Raw genomic sequence first — 20904 nt, forward strand, 5'->3', positions numbered from 1 at the left:
TCAGGCGGCCTTGCGGTCCACGAGGACGTACGACGCGGCGGCCACGGCACCCGCGACCCCGAATACTGCGGGCCACGCGCCCACCTTCTTGGCCAGCGGGTGCGACCCCGCGAACGCGGCGACGTACGCCCCCGTGAGCGCGCCCGCGACCTTCCCGCCCCGCGTCTTCGTCCACTGCGTCGCGGCGGCGGCCCCGGCCACGGCGAGCACGGCCCCACCGAGCGGCCGCTTCTTGGTGAACCGGGCGGTGGCGTACCCACCGACGAGTCCGGCGGCGGCTATCGGGGCGGTGGGGAGGGTGCGGGCCATGGGGTGAACCTCCGGTGTCTTCGGGTCTTCGGGTTGCCTTGAGGCGTGTCTCTTTTGTGAGGTTACGCCCGGCGGCCCGGGCGCGGCCCTCGGGGGTCGCGCCCGGGCCTGCCCCGCCGGTTCGTATCAGCCGAACTGGCCGGGCTGGTACGAACCGGCGGGCATCTGAACGATGACGTTCATGCGGTTGTAGAGGTTGATGAGGCCGATGAGGGAGACGAGGGCGAGGAGCTGCTCCTCGTCGTAGTGCTTCGCGGCGTTCGCCCACACCTCGTCCGGCACGCCGCCGGCCGCGTCGGCGATCCGCGTCCCCTGCTCGGTCAGCTCAAGGGCGGCGCGCTCGGCGTCCGTGAACACGGTGGCCTCGCGCCAGGCCGCGACGAGGTGCAGCCGCTGCACGTCCTCACCCGCGTGCGCGGCGTCCTTGGTGTGCATGTCGGTGCAGAACCCGCACCCGTTGATCTGGCTGGCCCGGATCTTCACGAGCTCCTGCGTGGCGGCGGGTACGCCGGACTCGGCGACGACCTTCCCGGCGGAGTTGATGTGCTTGATGACCTTCCCGGCGAGCGGGCTGGTGAAGGGGTTGAGGCGGGCTTCCATGGCGGGCTCCTGGGTTCGTCGTGTACGTGCCTGCTTGGTGGCTACGTAGATGTGACGGAGCGGGGAGCGGGGGTGTGACACGGGGGTGTGTGACGTGGGTCTCACGGGTGTCGGGTCGACTGTCGGCCGGTGGCGGGCCGGTGCTCAGGGGTAGGCACTCGGCCCGGCGGCGGGGTCCTGTCCGCGGGGTACCGGTGTGACCGGTGGACAGCACTCGGTGGACGCCCACGGCGCCGGTGAGGGGAGGTACCGGTCGAGAAGCGCCTCGTCGCCGCGCACCCTCAACGCCGTACGAGGAATGCGCTGCCACAGATGCAGCATCAGGTCGGACACCGAACCCGCCAGCTCGACGAGGCAGCACCCGGACCCCTGATTGAGCAGCACGTCCTCTGGGTCGACCTGCACGATCCAACTGCGGAACCCGTCGAGCTGCGTGAACCGCAGCCGCTCGCCCCGCCCCGGCACCATCTGCCCCCAGGCCCGCCGCGCCGGGGCCAGCACCTCGAATGCGTGGCTGACGGCATCGGCGGCGAGCCAGGTCTCCACGGGCGCGGGCTCACCGACGGCCGCCTCGACGTCCCACCGGTGCACGGCTGCCTCGATGGCCTGCAACCGCAACCAGAACCCGACGGACCGCCGATTGAACGGACCCCCATCCGTATCGGCCTCCGGCCCGCTCGTCCTGCTCGGCCCGACCGCCCACGACCACACCGGCTCGGCCGGATCCCGCGCGGCAAACACCTTCTCGAGCCGGTCGGCCCCGTCCCTGAACCAGTCGAGCAGCTCCCCGGACACCCCTCCGCCCTCCGGGACGGCAGGTAACCGCAGCAGGGATGCGTCCTCGAGCCGCTCGGGCCGCTGCGAGGTCTCGGCCCCGGCGATGTGGGCCACTTGCCGGTGCACGACCCCCAGATGCAGAACGAGATCCGCCACCGACCACCCGGGACGCGACGACGACACCAGGGAAACGTCACGCCCCACACCGCCCCGCACACACGCCTCGAAGGCCGTCACTTCCCGCCGGAAACTCGCGACATAGTCGACCCCCATCACGAGCACCCTCCTTCCCACACCCTGCCCCTCCTCAGAAAGCTACGGCTCTCGTCGCGGCTGGATAGGTGCTTCTGCCAGAGGAACCCGAAGGAAGTAGAAAGATGGAGACCCCCACAATCTGCGCCTCCCCTGTTGGCTCAGCCTCCGGCAGCGACGCAGCGGGCGTGTACAGCCTCACCCGAACTCACCCTGCACGACCGACACATGCCGCCCTCCTGCCCCCAGGGCAACGGATCGCGGCATTCGGGACACTCGAAGACCGCCCGCCAGACCCGCTTCCGCTCAGGCCGCTTCCGCACGAGCCGATCCCCGACGAGCCGGGCGGCCGAGTACACCTTGGCGGGCAGCCCGGCGCTCACGGCATCGATGATCTCGACGGCGGAGGCCCCCCGATCGAGCCACCTCGACACCTCGGGCACCAACTCCCGCACACTCCGCTCGGAGAGCCGCAACCGAGCGTCGACGCCACCGAGCCGCCGCAGGATACGGGCACTTTCGTCGGCACGCGGATCACGGCCAACTTCGTTCTCGGCCTCGGGTTTTGTGGTGGCCACGGGAGGGAGGGGAGGGTCCTTCCTCCCGTCCTTATAGAAGTCCTCCCCGCCAGGGGAATTCGCTCCCGGTTCCCCGGTTCCCACCCGGCCGGGAACCGGCTCACCGGCCCCCGTAGAAGCACGAAGCTCAGGAAGCTCGTACACATCAACGCTGGAGACGATCCGCTTACTGCGACAGTCCCGCTCGGTCCGAGTGACCCAATACCCCATCTCCCGCAACTCCTTGACGGCTTTGGAGACGGCAAGCCGCCCCTGCGGGAAACCGTCGCTGAGAGTCCGGACGTTGACCTGTGCGCCGCTCGGCAGCGACAGCACGTACGCGAGAATCCCGCGCGCAGTATGGGAGATCCGCGGATCACGGATGGCTTTGTTGGCGATGACGGTGAAGTCCCGGTCATGCCGACGGATACGATGAACCTGCATGGGAGGTGCTTTCTCCTGTGCCGGACCCCCGGAGGTTGCCGCCTCGCGGGGGTCGCCTGTGTCGTGTGAACTTGTATGAACGGAGAGTGACACAGGGGTTGCGGCTTGGCAATCTCTGGCCAAGGCCCTCAACTCCGCGCGTCGTGTGCGCTCAGACCTGCTCAATCGCCTCGAAGATGTCGGCGTCCGTCTCCTGCTGCCACTCCGGAAGGCCGGGCCAGTCGGCGACGTAGGCGGGCTTCGGGTCGCCGAAGTGCTTGTACATCTGCGCCGTCCAGCAGGTGGCGACGAAACGCCCCTTCTGCTCGCGGCTCAGCCGGGTGGCATTCCGCTCCGACAGCTCCAGGAACTGAACGACCTGGTCGAACACCGCCCCTGCGGCCTGGCGCTCCCACTCCGGTGTGTCGTCCCACGGCGTGACGTAGGACGCCTTCGGATCACCAGGAAAGTGCTTGTTCACTCCGGCGATCCAAGCTTCGCGGAAGACCTTGCCACCCTCGATGTCGCTCACGCTGCCACCTCTCATCGTTGCTTCAGCTTGCGGCCAACAACCGCAGCTCATCGTCAAGTTCACTGACCCGAGGATCTCCGTCCAGCGACGTGAGGTCGGCACGCAGCGCTGAGAGTCTACGAACGATGTATCGGGACAAGGAGCCCCGTGCCCGAGCCGAGATGATCGCGGACCAGGCCGTTGCTTTCGTCGTCACCCTCGTCACGGCCACCGTGCCGATGGTGCGTCGGACGACGTCGAAGAAGGGCAGGCATCACCGACCCCGGCGAGCGACGTCTACGGCCTCGCCGCAAGCCTGCTGATGGCCGCCCGCCAACGCCGTGCCGTCAGCTACCCGGACGCCACGCCACGCCCTCACAACTCTCGGTGATCGCGGTTGAGTGGGTGCCAGGAGCCCGGACCCGACTACTCCATGCTGCCGAGGCCGCCGAGGAAACCGGCCCAGGCGCCACCTGTAACGGCGAGCACGGGACCGTCCGCACGCTTGGAGTCCCGCACAAGTACGTCACCGCCGCCGTCGGAAGCGCACTCGACGCATTCGCCCCCGGCGCCGTTGCTGTACGACGACTTGAGCCAGGCGAGTCGCCCCGCACGCTCCATCTGAGCTTCGCCCTCGAAATGGTTCGCGGTCATCCTGCGTACTCCTTGACCAGATTCTTGATCAGCAAGAGGGAACGCTGCGGACTCAGGGCGGCTGCCATCAGTCCGTCGAACGCTCGCGTGTATTCACGGACATGATGGTCCCCTTCGAGGTAGACCGCATCGGTGATCCCGTCGCGATAGACCACGTCCGGGTCTTCCTGGTCGGGGAAGCCGAGGACCGTGAACGCCCCTGTCACCGGGCGCGTACCCGAGTCGAAGGGAAGAACCTGCAAGGTGACGGACTTCAACTGGGCCACATTCAGCAGATGTTCGAGCTGATCACGCATGACGGCACGGTCACCGACGACGTTCCGGAGCGCACCCTCGCTCATGATGAACCAGGCGTCCGGGGCGTCCGCGCGCGTCAGCATCTCCTGACGCTCCTGCCGTACACGGATCGCGCGCTCCGAGTCCTCCGACGTCATGTGTGATCCGGCGATGTGCAGCTCGGTCATATAGGCGGTGGTCTGCGTCAGGCCGGGCACGAGCTCGCACTGGTACTGCCGGAACGAGGACGCTTCCTGCTCCAGCCCGATGTAGATGTTGAACCACTCGGGGACTCCGGACCCGTGAACCTGCCACCAGCCCTTGGTCTTGGCCTGCCTGGCAAGGGACTTGAGGAAATCGCGCATCTCGTCGCTGGTCTCGTACAACCGACACAATGCATCGACATCGGACGGCTGTACGCGCCCGTGGCCGGTCTCCATCCGGTTCACCTTGGAGCCGCTCCAGTCCACTGCCGCGCCCACCTGGGCGCAGGTCAGCCCGCTTGCTTCGCGGAGCTTCTTCAGCTCGATCGAAAGCCGCCGACGCCGCGCGGTCGGAGAACCAGCCATCTCGACACCTCCCTAATAGCGGGCCTCAGTCTCCGCGCCAAGAGGCGTGCCTGCCAATCACTCGTTGGTAGGAATCCCATTCTGCAAATTGCACATCGGGATCGGATGAGGTCACGCTGTGTTGCGTGGGGTGACGGCGAACTCGTGCCCCTGAAGCGGGAGTTGTTGCACCTCTACGGAGAGGACGAGCCTGTGCTCCAGCAGAACTGTGTCTGTCGCAAGCCCTGGGAGCTGGCCTTCACCGCCGAGCCCGAAGAACTGGCCGGCCTGCGTCGCATCGTGCGGATGCACCTCATGAACTGGGGCCTGCACGATCTCGTCGACTGCGCCCAACTGTGCGTGACCGAGATGGTGTCCAACGTCATCACTCACGTGGGCACCGGCACCCCCACGGAGCTGAGCCTGCTGATGAACAGCACCTTCCTCCGTATCGAGGTCCGGGACCCGGACCTACGAGCGCTGCCCACGCTTCTCCACGCCGCGGATGACGACGAAGGCGGGCGCGGCATGAAGCTGCTTGATGCGCTGGCGGTCCGATGGGGTGTGCAGATCAAGGCCGGCTGCAAGGTGACGTGGTGCGAGCTGAACGCCGGACCGAGTAAGGAACCTGGTCCCGTCCGTCGGGCGGCAGCGGCTCTGGAGGGGTATGCGGCGGAGGACGTGCTGCCTTCCAGTGGTCCACGAGGGCGTGTGGCGGTTCTTGAGGACTCGGCGGTGCGGCTGATCGCCGATCTGCTGCATTGGAGCGCAGCGGGCGGAAGCAGTCCAGACGACGTTCTCGACTGGGCGCAGATGCGGTACGAGGCCGAGCTGGGAGCGCCGTAGTGGGATCAGCCGCGAACGGACTTCTCTATCTCGTCCCGCAGAGCGCCCGGCGTGCGCCAGGATTCACCACGGAACGTTTTGTGGCACATGCGATGGCAGTTGGCACAGAGAAAAGCCAAGTCATCAAGCTGAGTCTCCGTAGGGCCGGATATGTGGAGGGGGAGCTTGTGATGGACCTCGATGTAGCCGTTGCCCAGTTCGCCGTAGGTGTCCTGGAAATCGAAGGCGCAGACTTCACAGCAGATCCGCTCGTGACGTTGCCGAGCGTGTCGGATCTTGCGATCGCGCAGACCCCGGTCACGCTCCCGGTAGATGGCCCACCGGGCGAGAAGTCGTCCCTCTCGCGCCGTAGCCTCTCCGTCCTCACTTATCTCGTCGGGCTGAGGCGGGATCGCATGCAGCTCTCCGGAATTGATTCCGGCACGAAGGGCATCTGCGGCAGCCGTCATCTCGTCCGGGTGTTCAAGAAAGTCTGCGACGACCTCCCTGGTCAGCCGACCACCCCGCGTTCGGGCACCCACATGCTGGGGGTGAGCCGTGGCGATGTCCGTAGTCTTGCGGCTGACGCTGTTGGGCGAGCGGAACCGAGGGTCGTCGGTGGCGGCTTCCTGGTTGGTCGGCAGGGACCGGAGCAGTTCGGAGAGGTCGGCCACCGCCTCGTCGTTCTGCCGCAGCTCACGCCAGCCGTTCCGCGAGACGAGGGCGCAGGCGAGCAGAAGTTCGTCCCGAGACCAGTCGAAGCGAGGCATGCTCCATATCGTATGAGTGTTCGGCGTGGCGGAGGGTGCGTTCTGAGAAGCGTGGGCGGTACTGCAAACTGGTTCGAGTCTCGTTGTCAGTGGGTCATGTCACCCTCTGTTATGGCGTCGCACTCAGAGTGCCCGCCTGTGCAAGTCGGTAAGGAGGGGGCATGACTCACAAGGAACCGCCCGAGTTCACGTCGGTGGAGATCTGCGCTGGTGCTGGAGGGCAAGCCATTGGCCTCCATCAGGCAGGTTTCAGACACCTGGCGGTAGTCGAGCTCGATCAGTACGCGGCCAGGACGCTGGCAGAGAACATCAAGCAGCGGAGCGGTTGGGAGTGGGAGCGGACGCACTGTGACGTTCTGCCTCCCACCGACGTCAACGACTTCGAACCGGACAAGCATCTCCCTACAAGTGGGGACCGGATTCGGGCGCATGGACTGGATCTGCTGGCCGGCGGGGTGCCGTGTCCGCCCTTCTCGCATGCGGGTAAGCAACTGGGCAAGGAAGACGATCGCGACCTGTTCCCGCGGATGCTGCAGCTGGTGAAGCAGCTCCAGCCGCGTGCTGTGATGATCGAGAACGTTCGGGGACTCATGGACCCGAAGTTCAGTAACTACCGCGACTGGATCAAGGCGAAACTGCAAGGCGGTATGTACCGGGAAGAGGACGGCCAGCTCGTAACTCTGGACGGCATCGGATACAAGGTTGCCGAGTGGGATGTCCTGGAGGCCAGCGACTTCGGTGTTCCGCAGTTGCGCCCGCGAAGCATTTTGGTGGCTTTCCGGAGAGACGTCCTTAAGGACGTGAAGTACGAGTGGCCGACCCCCACGCACGAGGAGTCGGTGAGTGTGGCGGCCGCGCTCGAAGAGTCGATGCGTGAGCGGTACGGCAAGTACTTCGATGGTGTTCACGGCGATCGGGCGCGTGAGCGGTTCAACCGCTGGTTTCAGAAGGCGCAGGAGCGGGATGCCGAGCTGAAGGGAAAGGGTGGCGGTATCGCGCCCACGCTTGTCGGCGGCTCGAAGAAGCATGGTGGTGCTGATCTCGGACCGAGCCGGGCTAAGGCTGCCTGGAAGCAGCTCGGGGTATCTGGGATGGGCGTTGCCAACGACATCGACATGTGCGCGAAGAAGGAGAGCGAGGACCGTGACCTTTTCGGTCCTGACGGTCCCATGCTCACAGTGAAGCAGGCGGCGATCATCCAGGGGTTCCCGAGCGATTGGCAATTTTCGGGAGGCAAGACGGCTCAGTACCGGCAAATCGGCAACGCCTTCCCTCCGCCCGTTGCGGCGGCTGTCGGCAAGTCGATCATTGAGGTACTTAGGGCGGCGCGTGAGCGAGACGCGAAGAACTAACTTGGCTTGCGCTGACTTGATTTCAACGCGTTGCGTCGGCGCCTGACTTCATTCGCGATCTGAACCGCACACTGCTCGGATGGCTCGTGCTCCCAGAACCGGAGCACGAGCCATCCGGCTTCTTGGAGCTGCTTGTTGGTGTCCTGGTCGCGCGCCATGTTCCGGGCCACCTTGTCTGACCAGTAGCCGGAGTTGGTCTTCGGCTGGACGTAGTGCTCGGGGCAGCCGTGCCAGTAGCAGCCGTCGATGAAGACGGCTACCTTGGCGGGGCGGAAGACCATGTCCGCTGTGCGTCGCACTTCCGGCAGGGGTCTGGCAGACACGCGGTAACGCAAGCCCTGGGCATGGACGAGCCGACGGACCAACTGCTCGGGCTTGGTATCTCGGCTGCGAATGGCCTGCATGTTGCGGCGTCTCGCGGCCGAGGAGGCCCAAGATCCTTCCGGCGGAGTCCAACCGTTTTCCATAGGGCTATTTCAACCTCTTGCGCTTGTCGATCTCGGCTTTTATGCGGTCCTCAGGCCACGGCTCCCAGTGCACGAGGCGGTACTCGGAGACATGAGGCATGCCTGAGGGCCGGCGAACGCGGTTCTCGATGACCCAGTCAAGGACTCGCAGCTCGCGCAACCTCCGTTCCCAGTCGTCCTGGTACTGCCACATTGAGGCCACCACGCCGATGAGTCCGGAGGGAACCCATTCTCCCGGAAGAGCTTTAAGGAGTTCGCCAATGCGGCCATGGGGCTCGTCGTGCTGCGCCGCGGCCTTGATCTGCTCCGAGTAGACGTCGTAGGTCGCGTAAAAGTCACGCTTGCCACCGTTGCACTCTTCGCAAAGAGGCTGAAGATTAAAGGTGTCGTTAGTGCCACCCCATGCCACGGGTAGCTTATGGTCGACGACCAGTTTGATGTGATCGTCAAGCGGTGTTCTACCGCACTGAGCGCAACGCTGCGGGGCGAGCACTTGGGCGCGCTCCCGGGCACTCACATTGGAACGCATGCCCCCAGCGTGCACACCCTTCCAGCCCGCGAGCCGGTAGTGGTGGATCTTGCCCTGCTGAGTGCGCTCAATCACAAAGCAGTCGCGCAGCGAACGAAGCCGCCGCATTGATTCCGACTGTCCCTGGCCAAATTTCTCGGCGATGAATTCTTCGATCTCCCGTGTTGTGGGAGGGGAATCGCGACGTTCATAAAGAAAACCGTAAAGCGCGCGCACACTCTCAAGGTTGAAAAGACTCTGCAGCTCTGGTGAGCCAGGCTGGGGTAGCGGGGGAGTATCAATTTCGGGCAATTTTTAACCGCCTGTGTGAGTTGCCTGGTCATGCACGTGCGCTCGGGTGGAATGGGAGACTCTGCGTAGGGCGTGCGCATACCCGGTTATGCGGTGAGGTCTTGTTTAAAAGGAGCCGGACTTGGAGTCCAATTGTTGAGCAGCGAGGGATTGGAGTGCCCTTCTGTCACTTTGTGATGTGCTGTTCACGGCCTGGAAAAACCAAGGCGCGATCCAGGTGCCGCGTTGGTAAGGCCATTCGTCTGGTCGGAGTGCGGCGCCCGGGTGCCAGCGGGGAGAGAGGGACTTTCCGGAGCGGGTTGCTGCCTCAAGCAGGACTTGGGGCTCGTCGTCGATCGGAGCGCGCCTGCGTAGTTGAACAGTGACGCCAATCAGCCACCATGTAAGGCGTTGGACGTCGGCCAGGTCACCCATCGTGCGCAGGGCTGACTGGCTTAGTCCCGCGGCCTTGGTGGCGGCAAGAACCAACTCGCCTGGGGCGACTGCGTCAACCGCTTCAGAGTCTGTTATGACAGGGGTGCTTGGAGTCTCTGCGGCCCGGTCGATTTCTTCGTATGTCGCTTCGGCGATGTCTGCATGCAGATACTCTTTGACTCCCCGGTAGAATTGGCCGGGAGTCTCGATGCGCAACTCGGTCTTTGCGCGGTTTCTCATTTCCGTGGCCAATGAGGGCCATGGTCGTACGCTACGGCCATTCTCTGTCTCGTACCAGTCTTCTTTTGTGTCGTTGGAAACGAAAAGTAGATGCTCGCGATCTGGTCTGGTGCGAGAGAATTGAATGACCTCCTCCCAGAGCAGGTAGTCACCTGCCGCATCAAGGGGAGTTCCTTTCCCTGCGTCGGAGAATCCTGGGGGAATCTTATTAGGGAATCTGTATGAGGATGCCTCCTCGACGCGCTGCCTCAGCTCATCTGAGTTGGGCTGTGCGGCCACGTTCTCGCCGAACAGTTCGGCCACCCTTGGCAAGACTGGGTCCGTCGCGTCGACGGAGGGCAGAGATATATCGCTGCCTGCGCTCAGATCCTTTACTCGTGCGATGAGTATCTTTTTCCAGTCCCCAAGTAGTGTATCGATGGACTGGCTGGAAATGAGCGAGGAAAGTTCATCGCTCCCTGCTGTGTCGCGGGCATACTTGACGAGCAAATCCTGCACGAGCTGTCTCGCCGCAATAATCGCCTTGTTGGCCTCTCCCATGTGCTTATTGATGGAGTTCGGGGCGGCCTTCAGTGTCTTCTGTCGCTCCGCGATTACGCGGTGGCGGCCTTTGACGAATTCCAGACCCACTTGGTGTGGAAGCCAGAGGCGCTCCTGGACGGACTCGAGAGCTTGGAGGACATCGGCCCGCGCATCCGGTGTGTACTCGTACAGGCTGAGGAGGACATTCGTATCCAGTACGACGGTGCCTTGAGCGAAGAAGGCCGCCCGGTCAGGGCTGTCGTCCGGTGGGTTCTGCTGCAGCCAGTCCCTGTACTGCCTCATCAGCGGCAACTCGCTGGCCTGATGGCTATCGCCTGGCACTGCTCAACTTCCTTGCTTGGTATGGAGAGGACACCCGTGAACTCAGGCGGCGCTGAGGGTGGTGTGTGCCGGGAGCAGCGGGCCGGGCTCGTAAGGATCGCCTTGCTTGGCGCAGGTCCACGTGAAGCCATCCAGTTCGATCCGTGGCTGAGAGGCGTGCTCGGGCCGGGCTTTGATCACGCGCGCGCTGACGAACTCGCCTTCCTGAGGAACAGGAACGCCCAGCTGGGAGGCAATGGCCTGGTGGCTGGCGTAGTCTCCCATGATGAGGATCCCCTCGGAACGCAGCGCGGAGCGCGAGCCGCCGTTGCCGCGGACGCGCTTCATGTAGTCCTTCTGCTGAGCGACTGTGCGGACAACGTTCCGGCCGATACGACGTCTTTGAGCTCGCCTGAAGAGTTCGTTCAAGCGCTGCTGCCCGGATGCCGGGGCAAACACCTCTGTCCGGTCGGCAGGCTTCATGTGGAGCAGCACGTTCTCGGGAAGCTCGGCGTCGAACCACAACCAGTGGATCTTATTCCGGTGTTCGGCCTTCAGCGTGTGCTTCAGATCCCGGTTGTTTCCGCCGTTCAGCCACTCGCGGCGTATCCGTATGATGCCTGCGCTCCATAGGGACTTGTAGTCGTTGGCCCACAACACCAGACACAGGTGCCCCAAGGCCTCCGGCGGGATCATCCAGCTGCCGAACTGCTGGGAGTACTTGCAGTCCACGTCCACGCCTGCGATCTGGTAGTCCATTTCATCGCCGTCATCGAACTTGAACTCGCGTTGCAGGTTGATCTCCACCAACGTGCCTGCGTGCGTCTTCTCGGTCTTGAACAGCGTCTTCCAGTCGTAGCGGCCTGTCACCTCACCGTTGAGGAGCTGGTCGATGGTGTCACGCAGTACTGCGGCGAACCGCTTCCCTTCCGGATCGAGCGACCGGACGTGGTCGGCGACTGAGATGAGTTCCGAGTCTTGCCTCATGGACTCCTGGCTCGGGATCCAGGCGGCTGCGGCCTCGTCCGTGTCGAAGGGGAGCAATTGCGTCTTCCTGTTCGCTGAGTTGCTGATGATTCCGGTACAGCTGTTGCTTTCAGTGCCCCTCGAACCCGGTGACCAGGGCGTTCACCCGAGGCGGTGCCTTGTCGAGAAGGAAGTCATCGATGAACACGACTGGCGCCACGCCCCTGTCGTCTGATGCCGCGGCCTGCCTGACACGAGAGGTTCGGGGATTCTTCGTTCCCGCGTCAGCGGTTTCGAAGGGGCTCTTTGCGGCGACCCAAAGGCGTTCCTCGAAGAGGACCGCTGGTCCCGCTCCGCCTAGGTCCGGGACGAACTCAACATCTTCCGGGGGGAAGTCGCTCGCCCAGTTCTCCAAGAGCCGGCCAGCTTGCCGGGGCTGGATGCCTGCCTCAGACGGTTTACCGCGGAGAATGGAAAGCAGGTCTTTGGCGAGACGCCAATCGAGGAGCGAGTGGTAGGCCATGTTCGTGTAGTCGCGAAGACACTCGTAACAGGAACCGCCGCACTCGGTACCGTGACTGCCTGTACGGAACTTCTCCAACATGCGGTCGGCGGAGTCCATCAGCTCTTGGAAGACCTTCGGCTCAGCGAGGTGGGTGCAGTAGCCGGCTCCGTTGTCGAGGGTGTCGGAGAGGAAGGCGAAGGTTCGAGCCCGGTTCTGCGCTGAACCGGCGCCATGAATACCTGCCGCGATCTCGTTTGGCTGGACCTGCAGAATGTCGCCTGCGGCCACCCGGAGCAGTGCTGCGAGCGAGTACCAGGCGGCACGGCGCCCGGAGCGGTCGTCCGCAAAACCGCTAGCCTGCGGGACAGAGGCAAGGCTGAGGCGAAGTCCCTGTTCCGGGAGTTCACTGGCCGCGGGTCCCAGCAAGAAGAGGTCGGTGCGCTGAACAGCGCCGATGGCGGTGCTGATGGTGCCGCTGTCCGTACCCCCATCAGAGGCCAGCCATGGAGCATGGACCAGCGCTGCTTCAGCCTCGACGAGGGCTCCAGACCAGTTGCCGGTCGACTTGGTCGGAGAGAAGTGGAAGAGGCGTCCACTGTTGTCATTCACGGCGTAGCGGTGGCCCTTGCCGGCATGGACAACCAGGCCCGTCTCGGCGTGCCGTAGAGGGGCGCCGGTCTCTAGGTCAGCGGCGGTGCGTGGTGACAGGGACCGAGCGCGCCAGGCGAAGTTGCCGTCGAAGTCGCGGGCCTTGCCGCCGGTGAAGAAGCCAGCCGGCTGGCGAAGCGGGATCTCGCGGTACGACCCGTCGTGGGCCTCGCACGATGGGCACGGCATGTCCTGTTCCTGGGTGCCGTCAGGCGCCTCGGGCTCAGGCCTGGGCTTCGCCTCTTCGTCGAGGTGCCCACAGGCGCGGCACATCCCAATACGCCGAGCTTCGCCCAGAGGATCGGGTATTGCTCGGGGGAATCTGCCGGTTGGTTCGTAGGCGGCGACACCCAGTGCGGTGTGTACCTTTCCGTCCTTCACGGTCTCCGCGCCCGGTGCGAACTGAGCGATGGCGATGTCGAGCGAGCGGTCCACGACGCCCGGAGGAGGCCACGGGTAGGAGTCGTTTGGCTTGCGCGTGTAGAGATAGCGGGCAGAAGTCGGGAATCCGAACATCGGAAGGGTTCCGGCTTCCGCGAGCCGCTGGCTTAGATCGCGATGGCCATGGGACGACTCCGTGACAGCGGTGACGCGGGAAATGAGGCTGTCCCTGACCCACTCGACGGCGGACTCGGCAGTATTCACGCCGCGGGTGTGGACGGCTAGTGCCTCTGCGAGCGCGCGGATCTCTTCTTGCTTGGAAGCAATCCACTTCTCGACCTGAAGGCTGATGGCCGACCAGTTTTCGGTCAGCCCAAATTGTCCATGCACGTTGCGAGTCGGGTCAAGGACCGCGTCATCGGGGGTAGCATCGCGGGCCGCGTTGAAGGCCCGGCGCAGAACTTCTGCGGCCAGCACCCGGCGGTAGATGTCTTCCATCTCCGTGGAGAGATAGGGCGCTGGGGTGGGTGCGTCTGTGATGCGTTTCGGGTCCTGGAAGTAGTGCTCGTCGTGACTGCGGCCGCGGCAAACCGTCAGGGCCAGAGCGACGGGCGAACCCCGACGGCCGGCGCGGCCAACCCGCTGCTGGTAGTTGAAGCGGGTAGGCGGCATGTTGGCCATCAGCACGACGGAGAGTGGGCCGATGTCGACACCAGCCTCCATGGTGGTGGTGACGGAGAGGACGTCCAAAGTGTCAGGGAGGGCGCTCTCGGCGTCGTCGAGAAGGACGCCCTGGAATCGTGCCTGGCGCCCTTGGGCCTCAATCCGGTCTGTCTGGCCGGTGAGCTCTGCGGTGTTGAGCCGGAACTTACCGGTGTGATTCTTGGTCATCCAGGCGTAGTAGTCGTCGTCAGGAGCACTGAAGGAGACGGCCTCGTGGGGCAGCACGCTCTGGCACTTGGTGCAGACGCCAGTTCCTGGGTGGAGGTGCCTTCGTCGGCACTTGCCACACGTCCAGGCCTTGCCTTCTCCGTATCGGAGGGCAACCAGCTCGGGCTGGATGACATATCCGATGACAGCCTGACCCCACGCCTGCTCTGCTTGGAGACGCACGTCTTCCTCCGTGCCTCCGGAAGCCTCGGCGACCGTCTGCCAGTAGTCACGCAGCGGCCGGGGCGGCGTGTCAGAAGCGGTGCGCAGACCAGCGAACCGGCGCATGTGGCCCAGCACCCGCAGACTGCCGCGAACGAGAGCCGCGTTTGAGGAGCGTGGGGCATCGAGGGATGTCTTGTCCGTCACCAGGGTGAGCCAGCCGAGACCAAGCGACTCGAAGTCCCGTCCCGCGCTGCCGAACAGGCCCATCAGAAGCTCTCTCGTAAGAGATTCCCTGATGTCGTCCCGGAGGTTCCGCTGCCGTTCACTGAGCATGCTCAACGACTCGTCGCGGACCTTGCCGTCAGGGGTTTCGGGCCACCGGTAGAGCGAGGACCAGGATGAGGCTGGGGAGCCCTGCTGATAGCGGGTGGTTTGGAGGGACGCGCTAGGCCCACCCGGATTGACCCCGAGGCGAACGAGCTGCTCAGCGACAGTGGCGGCATGGCTGTCCAGGCTCGGGATCCGGCTGAGGTGCGCGTACAGCTCCTCTTCGGTCTCAGGGGCCGGGGCATCCTCGAGGTCGTCGAGACTGTCCTCTGCGTCCGGCTTCAGCAGTTTCTGCCAGGCGTCGAAGGTTTCGGGGTCCCGGGCGCGAAGACGGTCGCGCGCAGCCCTGGCGTCTGCCCTGCCGACGGGCGGCTCCACGTTCTTGCGGAAGAACCCCTGGAGGGCCGCGAGATCAGCCACGGGATCGCCCTGCCCGGAGACCTCGTCTGCGAGCAGAAGGCGCAGGAGGTCCTGATAGTGGCGTAGCCCGAGGCCGGCCGAGAGCTTGGCCGCATCCTGGCGGCTGTCGGAGAAGACGACCGCTTGGCGGCGCGGCAACTGGGAGAGGATGCCGGTGGTGAGTACCTGGTTGACCTTCTCGAAACCAGTACGCATGGACCTGACGGGGGTGCGCATACGGCGGGGGTCGCTCAGGCTGAGGTGCTCAGTTCCGGCCTTGCGCATCTCCCAGTCGTCACCGCAGCCGGGGCACTTGGTCGGTGCAGCAGGAAGACTCTCGGGCTTGAGGCGGGAGCGGCCGCGCTTGGACTCCGGGATACCGACGTGGAAGGACCAGCCGGTGTGGTTCCGGTGGTTGCGCAGAATGCCGGTCCGGGGATCGTAGACGCTCTTCTTGAACTCAAATCCGGCACTCACGGCGCCCTTGTCCGAGCTGGAACTCCAGTCCAGTTGGTCAACCGAGGGCATTCGGGTTCGAGGCCAGTAGACGATGTAGTTGGCGGCGCTGGCACCGAGAGACGCGCCGTCGGGCAGGGAGTCGAGGTCCGGTAGGTCAGCGAGCAGCCCGGCTTCGAACCCCTTGCCCTTGACCTTCCTGAAAGCCGATTCAGGAGCGTAGCCCCCGAGGAAGACATCCCCGCAGTTCTGGCAGTAGAGCAGCTCAAGGACCCTGGAGCCGCAGTCACAGCGAGGCGTGGGACGTGAGTAGAGCTTCCCCACGGTCCGTTCGGTGTCTGGCTGTCGGACGACTTCGGGGCAGGCTGGGTCCGAACAAGCCCAGACTCCAGGGATGTTACGGAAAAACAGATGTCCCCGAAGGCGGGGAACGTTTGGCAGTGTGGTGCTGCGCAGTGCGGCGAGAACACCAGACATCGCTGCTGTTCGCTGCCCGTCGCCCTGGGCCGCCGGAAAGAGCTTGTCGGCCACAGCCCCATCGAAGTCCGAGGTGAGACGGTCGCCGTCCCGCAGAGCGTTGGTGAGTGCGTCGCCCGCCTTGGACCGTGCGAGCAGTTCGTCCGCCTCGGTGGGTGTAGGCCGCTCACCGAGCTGGACGAACTCGCCTGCAAACGAGGAGATGTCTGTATCTGTGTTGGCAGGGAGAACGACCTGGCCTCCAAGAACCTCGAAGCGGTCACGCTCGACCCCGAAGAATTCTTGCAGGAAATCCAGGTCACGCGGAGCTTCGAGTGAGGCTGACGCCGCGATCACGCGGAACTTGTCCGGCCTGTTGTCCAAGCCCAGACGGTGCCGGAGGTTTCTCAGCAGGTAGGCGATCTCAGTGCCCGCGGTGCCGCGGTACATGTGCAGCTCGTCGACTACCAATGTGAAGCGGGCGTCTTCGACTTCATGAAGCCAGCGGCGTGTCTTGTCGAAGATGGACGACTCACGAGGCCGCATCAGCATGACGTTCAGCATGCTGTAGTTGGTGATCATGATGTCCGGTGGCGCCTGCAGCATGTCCCAGCGGGATCGCATCTCTCCGCCATCGAGACGGGGGATGAAGTAGCGCCCGTCGCCGTCAAGGTTCTGAGCCCTGCGCGAGCGCTTCTCGGTTTCGGTGAACTCTCCACGGAGCGTGCGGACTCCGGTAGGCGAGCCGAACTCTCCGGAGACAGGGGTCGCACCGGTGTACCGGCCGAAGTAGAAACGATGACCAGGACGGCGGCGGGCGAGCCACTCCCGGACGTTGTCACTGTCCAAGGCCTTACGGAGACGCATCATCTGGTCGTCGACGAGTGCGTTCATCGGGTATAGGACGAGAGCGCGCACCGCAGCGTGCCGTCCCTGCTCGCCTAGGCGCTGAGCCTGGAACTCTCCATCGGGTGTGGCCCACCACCTGTTCACCGGAAGGGATGTCGCTGGCCACAACTCGGATTCGCGCACGAGGTCCGCGAGGATCGGCAGGAGGAACGACTCAGTCTTGCCGGATCCTGTGCCGGCGGTAACGACCACGTCGCGCAGATCTCGTACGGCTGCGGTGAGTGCACGATGCTGGTGCTCGTACAGCGACGGCACCCCGTTGAGGAGACCTAGCTCGGTCAGTTCAGCGAGGTCCGGATGAGCCCCAGCGGTCCTGACAGATTCGGCGATGCTCATACCGGAGGAGACGTATTGAGGTCGCACCTCGATCAGCGGACGCCGCCAGACTCCGCCGTCGCGGTCGAAAAGGAGTCGGCGCTCTTCCTGGAGCTGCTTGTCGGCGAGACCAAACGGTGTGTCGTAGTACCGGAAGAGCGCATCCTTCAGATGCTCGAAGGATCCGAGAACGTCCAGTTCCGGAGGCTGCGAGGTTGACGACTGCTGCGTGGCGACATCATTCACTGCTGGTCTCCGAGGTTCTGTCCGAGCGAGCGTGCAATCTTCATGGCGACGACTTCGGGGACGTTGTCGTACGCGAGATTCTCCGCCCCTGCGTTGATTCGCGGGGCGAGACCGGAGCACATCGCGGCCACTCTTCGCTGCAGATCCGGGAGCGGGTAGCCCCAGTCCACGAAGAGTGTGCCGATGCGGTCGCGGCCGGAGTCTTCTTCAGGTCGCCACCGCAAGACGTTGGCGGTGGTGCTCTGGGTGGCGAGTACTGCGTAGACGCCGTGTTCGTGGGAGGTCTCGTACCAAGCGCCATCGTGCAGGACTTGGCAGACTCGTTTGCTGTCTCTTCGCTTGAGCCGGTACAAGCCGTCGGTCTGAGGGCGGCGGACCGGGACGTACTGACAACGGCCGAAGTTGTACTGCTCCAAAGGCGTTCCGAACTCGGGTGCTGACGTTCGTTCCCTGAGGGTGTTGTCAGGAAGGAGCGCCGCGCCCTGGTAGGCGAAACAAGTGGCGTAAGTGGCTCCCAAATCGGCGGCAAGTTCGCTTAGTTCGCTCTCTTCGCTGAATTGGACGAGGAGTGAACCTGGGAGCGGTATGTCCTGGGGAGGCCTCTCCGAGGGAGCCCGGTACAGTTTCACGAGGCCGTCTTTCTCGAACTCGGTCAGGTGCCGGACGAAGGCGGTAGTGCGGCTGCCGGTGAGCACGGCCAGCCCCTGTGCTCTGGGCAGAGGCGTCAGCACGGGGGGTGCGGCCGACCATCGGCGCTCGTTCCAGTCAATGTCCATGTAGGCAAGAGAGACCGCATCACGCAGCCAGCGGCCCGGGGCGCCAGGGCCGATCTCGGGGCACTCCTTGGTGCCGAGCCACCACAACCCCTGCTTCACTTCGCTCAGTTGGCCGGCACCCTCTTCGCTCAGCCACCGGAGCAGCAGATCACCGGTCTCCATCACACGACCCCCTGTCGTGCTCGTTCATGACAGCTTCGGCGGCCGCCACGTACCGGGACCAGCCCTGCGCCCCGCATCTGCCCCCGGCGTTGGCACGGCACACGATGTACGCCCATTCGTATGCGTCTCTTGAGACGTCGGGGGTGGGGACGTCGGTGCCAAGCAGCCTCACCCACCAGCGCTGGGGCGTCCTGTAGACGAACCACACTGATCTGTGCGGGACTTCGGCTTCCAGGGAGGCCTCTCCGGCGGCTTCGGGCACACGTCTTGTGAGCCATGCTGGTGCCCTCTGGCTTCGCACCGGCACGGTGCCGCCATAGGGGTCGAGGAAGAACGCTTCCAGGACCTCGTTCCTCACGATCAACGACCGTGGGACCTCGACCGTGGATGGCGCGGAAGCCCCTTTGAGGCACGTCTCCCCGTCCTGAACGGCACTGGCTTGAGGGGCTGCAGTGCGGCCGCACTGGTAGCCGAGGCTGCCAGTGCCTTCCGGCAGGCCTTCGTGAAGTCCGTCATGGACGGTGAAAACGTGGCTGCTCGATGCAGTGCCGACTTGGTGCTTTCCCTCTTCGAGTGCCAGGCAGGTGAGAGGGAAAGGCACCCGCGGATCGTCCCGCAGTTTCGACGTGTGACCGTCCAGTGTTACCTCAACCCTCCCGTCAGCTGTCTGCGCATCCGGAAGCAGCAAGTCCGGCTCACCGCCGCGGAGATAATGACCGGCCACGCCAGATCCCGACCGGTACTCGCGCATGATGCGTAATCCGCCGACGAGCTTTGTGTCCTGCCGTACCTGAGGCTGCAGGACGTGAACGTGTTCGCTCTTTGAGTCCAGAGTTCTGGTGAATGCGGAGGCGTCGACTGCGCGGACGCCTTTGAAGAGCACCCACCCTGGAACGGGTGCGGGAGACTCCCGGATCGTCTTGGACCCGAGGGAACTGAGCATCGTTCGAACCTGAGAAGACTCGGACGAGGAGGCAAGTATCCAGTGCTGTTCGCCGGGTTCGAAGTACTCCGTACTGGCCCATTCTCCGAGGTCGGGATGCATACGTAGCAGGACGACTTCCTGGGGGACCCATTCGATGACTAGGTCGTTTCCTTCGAGGCGCAAACCGAGACGGAGTTGAGGCTCAGACGGCTCTAGAGTCTCCAGCCCGGTGTACACGCCGCCGTAGTCGGACCGTAGGGTGAAGGTTCGACCGCCGTGGACTTGGACTGTCGTTTCGTCGATTCCCTCAGCTGTGTCTGCGAGCCATTCCAAGCGCCGGCCCCGCTCGGTTACTGCGAGGCGCAGGCCCACCGCCCGGCGCCGGTGATCTCGTTCAGGCTCGTGGAGAGTGCCGTCCCAGTCCGCAGCGAGGCGCTCAAGGAGGGCGGCAAGGTCGATGTTTTGACCATCCTTGCCATCGTGGGAGGCAAGGTCCAGCTCGTCCATGAAGCGCGGGGAGAGCTGACGCCCGCGTCCAGCGCTCCACGCGATGAGGCGGCGAAGAAGTTCCCGTCCAGGTACACCAGTTGAGTTACGGGGGCGAAGCCGTGTTGTCGCGAAGAACCGGGTGAGTACCTGGCGGTCCGACCTGCGGACCAGAGCCTGGGAGACGGGGTAGCCGACACGCCAGAAGATGCTGTTTGTGCTCACCGTGCTGGATCCGTACAGACCCCCGGCGTCGTCGAGCCAGGAGTCCAGTTCCTCCCACATGGCGGCTACGTCGTCCAGTGCATGGTTGAGCCGGTTAGCTTTGTGCCCTTCCTGGGATGCACCGAACAACTGGTACCAGCGGCCGCGGTAGTTCGTACGGCGCATACCGTCGGACGTAGCCATCCGTGTGGCTGCGAGAACGGAGGCTGCGAGCACTGGAAGACTTGGGGGCGCGCCAACACATCCCCCCGCGGACCAGAGATGGCACCGGTACACGATGCGAGAGAGGAGAGCTCGGTCCGATCTCTCCCAGTACATCTGGCCGGAGACGGCATCGGCGAGCGGAGTCTCGATGCCGTGCCGTTCGGCGAGTTCTCGTTCTACCTCGTCGTCGACGTACAGGACTGTGTTCTGCAGCGCGTGAGCGGCGCCGAAGAACTCTTCGGACAGCACTTCGTGCCACTGGTCGTACGCTTGCCTCATCTGAATATCCATGCCCACGGTTCCGTTGTCAGGTGCCAAGCGTGGGGGGGGGGCGTGCTCGCTGGGACTAATTGGTGATTCTTCGTACAGGGAGCGCGCGCGGAGGCATACCCATTGTCATACACATGGACACGTGTGGCCATGGTTTTGGTTGTGCCCGTAGCGTTCAGGGGTGGACGCTTAAGGGGATTCATGTGAGAGAAGTTCGAAGGTCTCATGCTTAGTGTTGAGTTGTCTCTCCTCTTGGAGTATGCACAGCAGTTGGCTAGCATGTTGCCTGCGGTCTGAAAGTGCTTGTCAGGGGGCGTCGACGATAGCCGCGTCCGGACGTGTGGAGTCCTTGGTCTGGAAGCGGACGAGCTGTCGCTTGGTCGATGGCTGCCTTGGGCGGGATCACCGTGAACGCGATGATGGTTCGCGTCGGATCGGCCTGGCCTCCGGTGGCAGCTCCTTGCCCCTCGTCGCCCATCTGCGCCTCGACTTCTGGGTACAGCAGCACTACGCCG

Annotated in this window: 17 protein-coding genes; 2 read left to right on the top strand and 15 right to left on the bottom strand. The window is 64.3% G+C overall.

Going from position 1 to position 20904, the window contains the following annotated elements:
* The 7 genes from ACY34M_RS00620 to ACY34M_RS00650 all read right to left on the bottom strand — a co-directional run bounded on the left by ACY34M_RS00620 (position 1) and on the right by ACY34M_RS00650 (position 4928).
* Complete coding sequence (locus ACY34M_RS00620) at positions 1 to 309, bottom strand: hypothetical protein (protein ID WP_462719040.1); 309 nt, start codon at positions 307 to 309, stop codon at positions 1 to 3.
* Positions 310 to 435: 126 nt separating this feature from the next.
* Positions 436 to 909, bottom strand: a complete 474-nt coding sequence (locus tag ACY34M_RS00625) for a carboxymuconolactone decarboxylase family protein (protein WP_462719041.1) — start codon at positions 907 to 909, stop codon at positions 436 to 438.
* A gap of 144 nt (positions 910 to 1053) precedes the next feature.
* Positions 1054 to 1959, bottom strand: a complete 906-nt coding sequence (locus tag ACY34M_RS00630) for a maleylpyruvate isomerase family mycothiol-dependent enzyme (protein ID WP_462719042.1) — start codon at positions 1957 to 1959, stop codon at positions 1054 to 1056.
* 140 nt (positions 1960 to 2099) lie between these two features.
* Complete coding sequence (locus tag ACY34M_RS00635) at positions 2100 to 2939, bottom strand: hypothetical protein (protein ID WP_462719043.1); 840 nt, start codon at positions 2937 to 2939, stop codon at positions 2100 to 2102.
* Between the two features lie 151 nt (positions 2940 to 3090).
* On the bottom strand, positions 3091 to 3450 hold the full coding sequence (locus tag ACY34M_RS00640; RefSeq protein WP_462719044.1) for a hypothetical protein: 360 nt from the start codon (positions 3448 to 3450) through the stop codon (positions 3091 to 3093).
* Between the two features lie 405 nt (positions 3451 to 3855).
* Positions 3856 to 4083 (bottom strand): DUF397 domain-containing protein, encoded by a 228-nt coding sequence (locus ACY34M_RS00645; RefSeq protein WP_462719045.1) that lies wholly within the window; start codon positions 4081 to 4083, stop codon positions 3856 to 3858.
* Positions 4080 to 4928 carry a helix-turn-helix domain-containing protein gene (locus tag ACY34M_RS00650; RefSeq protein WP_462719046.1) on the bottom strand — a complete coding sequence of 283 codons (849 nt, stop codon included), beginning with the start codon at positions 4926 to 4928 and terminating at the stop codon, positions 4080 to 4082. The genes ACY34M_RS00645 and ACY34M_RS00650 overlap by 4 nt, the downstream gene beginning before the upstream one ends.
* 192 nt (positions 4929 to 5120) lie before the next feature.
* On the opposite strand from ACY34M_RS00650, the gene ACY34M_RS00655 reads away from it, so the two are divergent.
* Positions 5121 to 5753 carry an ATP-binding protein gene (locus ACY34M_RS00655; protein ID WP_462719047.1) on the top strand — a complete coding sequence of 211 codons (633 nt, stop codon included), beginning with the start codon at positions 5121 to 5123 and terminating at the stop codon, positions 5751 to 5753.
* A 5-nt stretch (positions 5754 to 5758) separates the two neighbouring features.
* Here the strand turns inward: ACY34M_RS00655 and ACY34M_RS00660 are convergent, their stop codons facing one another.
* Complete coding sequence (locus ACY34M_RS00660) at positions 5759 to 6502, bottom strand: HNH endonuclease (protein WP_462719048.1); 744 nt, start codon at positions 6500 to 6502, stop codon at positions 5759 to 5761.
* A gap of 161 nt (positions 6503 to 6663) precedes the next feature.
* Between ACY34M_RS00660 and ACY34M_RS00665 the strand changes: the two genes are divergently transcribed.
* Positions 6664 to 7854 (top strand): DNA cytosine methyltransferase, encoded by a 1191-nt coding sequence (locus ACY34M_RS00665; protein ID WP_462719049.1) that lies wholly within the window; start codon positions 6664 to 6666, stop codon positions 7852 to 7854.
* On the opposite strand, the gene ACY34M_RS00670 is transcribed toward ACY34M_RS00665, so the two are convergent.
* The 7 genes from ACY34M_RS00670 to ACY34M_RS00700 all read right to left on the bottom strand — a co-directional run bounded on the left by ACY34M_RS00670 (position 7851) and on the right by ACY34M_RS00700 (position 20410).
* A complete protein-coding gene (locus tag ACY34M_RS00670) occupies positions 7851 to 8321 on the bottom strand; it encodes a very short patch repair endonuclease (RefSeq protein WP_462719050.1) in 471 nt (156 codons plus the stop codon). The genes ACY34M_RS00665 and ACY34M_RS00670 overlap by 4 nt on opposite strands.
* A gap of 4 nt (positions 8322 to 8325) precedes the next feature.
* Complete coding sequence (locus tag ACY34M_RS00675) at positions 8326 to 9066, bottom strand: HNH endonuclease (protein ID WP_462719051.1); 741 nt, start codon at positions 9064 to 9066, stop codon at positions 8326 to 8328.
* Positions 9067 to 9246: 180 nt separating this feature from the next.
* The gene (locus ACY34M_RS00680; RefSeq protein WP_462719052.1) at positions 9247 to 10659 is read right to left on the bottom strand and encodes a PIN-like domain-containing protein; all 1413 of its coding nucleotides are present in this window, start codon (positions 10657 to 10659) and stop codon (positions 9247 to 9249) included.
* Positions 10660 to 10701: 42 nt separating this feature from the next.
* Positions 10702 to 11682, bottom strand: coding sequence for a NaeI family type II restriction endonuclease (locus ACY34M_RS00685; protein WP_462719053.1), 981 nt, complete (start codon positions 11680 to 11682; stop codon positions 10702 to 10704).
* A gap of 52 nt (positions 11683 to 11734) precedes the next feature.
* Positions 11735 to 17341 carry a DEAD/DEAH box helicase gene (locus ACY34M_RS00690; RefSeq protein ID WP_462719054.1) on the bottom strand — a complete coding sequence of 1869 codons (5607 nt, stop codon included), beginning with the start codon at positions 17339 to 17341 and terminating at the stop codon, positions 11735 to 11737.
* On the bottom strand, positions 17338 to 18279 hold the full coding sequence (locus ACY34M_RS00695) for a hypothetical protein (RefSeq protein WP_462719055.1): 942 nt from the start codon (positions 18277 to 18279) through the stop codon (positions 17338 to 17340). Before ACY34M_RS00695 ends, ACY34M_RS00690 begins: the two co-directional genes overlap by 4 nt.
* Positions 18266 to 20410 carry a hypothetical protein gene (locus ACY34M_RS00700; RefSeq protein WP_462719056.1) on the bottom strand — a complete coding sequence of 715 codons (2145 nt, stop codon included), beginning with the start codon at positions 20408 to 20410 and terminating at the stop codon, positions 18266 to 18268. Before ACY34M_RS00700 ends, ACY34M_RS00695 begins: the two co-directional genes overlap by 14 nt.
* Positions 20411 to 20904: the final 494 nt, after the last annotated feature.

The sequence above is a fragment of the Streptomyces sp. EDA2-14 genome (assembly GCF_054963755.1).

Excerpts from the sequence above, each read along its gene's own strand:
- ACY34M_RS00620 (WP_462719040.1), bottom strand. The coding sequence starts at position 309 with ATGGCCCGCACCCTCCCCACCGCCCCGATAGCCGCCGCCGGACTCGTC.
- ACY34M_RS00625 (WP_462719041.1), bottom strand. The coding sequence starts at position 909 with ATGGAAGCCCGCCTCAACCCCTTCACCAGCCCGCTCGCCGGGAAGGTC.
- ACY34M_RS00630 (WP_462719042.1), bottom strand. The coding sequence starts at position 1,959 with ATGGGGGTCGACTATGTCGCGAGTTTCCGGCGGGAAGTGACGGCCTTC.
- ACY34M_RS00635 (WP_462719043.1), bottom strand. The coding sequence starts at position 2,939 with ATGCAGGTTCATCGTATCCGTCGGCATGACCGGGACTTCACCGTCATC.
- ACY34M_RS00645 (WP_462719045.1), bottom strand. The coding sequence starts at position 4,083 with ATGACCGCGAACCATTTCGAGGGCGAAGCTCAGATGGAGCGTGCGGGG.
- ACY34M_RS00650 (WP_462719046.1), bottom strand. The coding sequence starts at position 4,928 with ATGGCTGGTTCTCCGACCGCGCGGCGTCGGCGGCTTTCGATCGAGCTG.
- ACY34M_RS00660 (WP_462719048.1), bottom strand. The coding sequence starts at position 6,502 with ATGCCTCGCTTCGACTGGTCTCGGGACGAACTTCTGCTCGCCTGCGCC.
- ACY34M_RS00665 (WP_462719049.1), top strand. The coding sequence starts at position 6,664 with ATGACTCACAAGGAACCGCCCGAGTTCACGTCGGTGGAGATCTGCGCT.
- ACY34M_RS00670 (WP_462719050.1), bottom strand. The coding sequence starts at position 8,321 with ATGGAAAACGGTTGGACTCCGCCGGAAGGATCTTGGGCCTCCTCGGCC.
- ACY34M_RS00695 (WP_462719055.1), bottom strand. The coding sequence starts at position 18,279 with ATGGAGACCGGTGATCTGCTGCTCCGGTGGCTGAGCGAAGAGGGTGCC.
- ACY34M_RS00700 (WP_462719056.1), bottom strand. The coding sequence starts at position 20,410 with ATGGATATTCAGATGAGGCAAGCGTACGACCAGTGGCACGAAGTGCTG.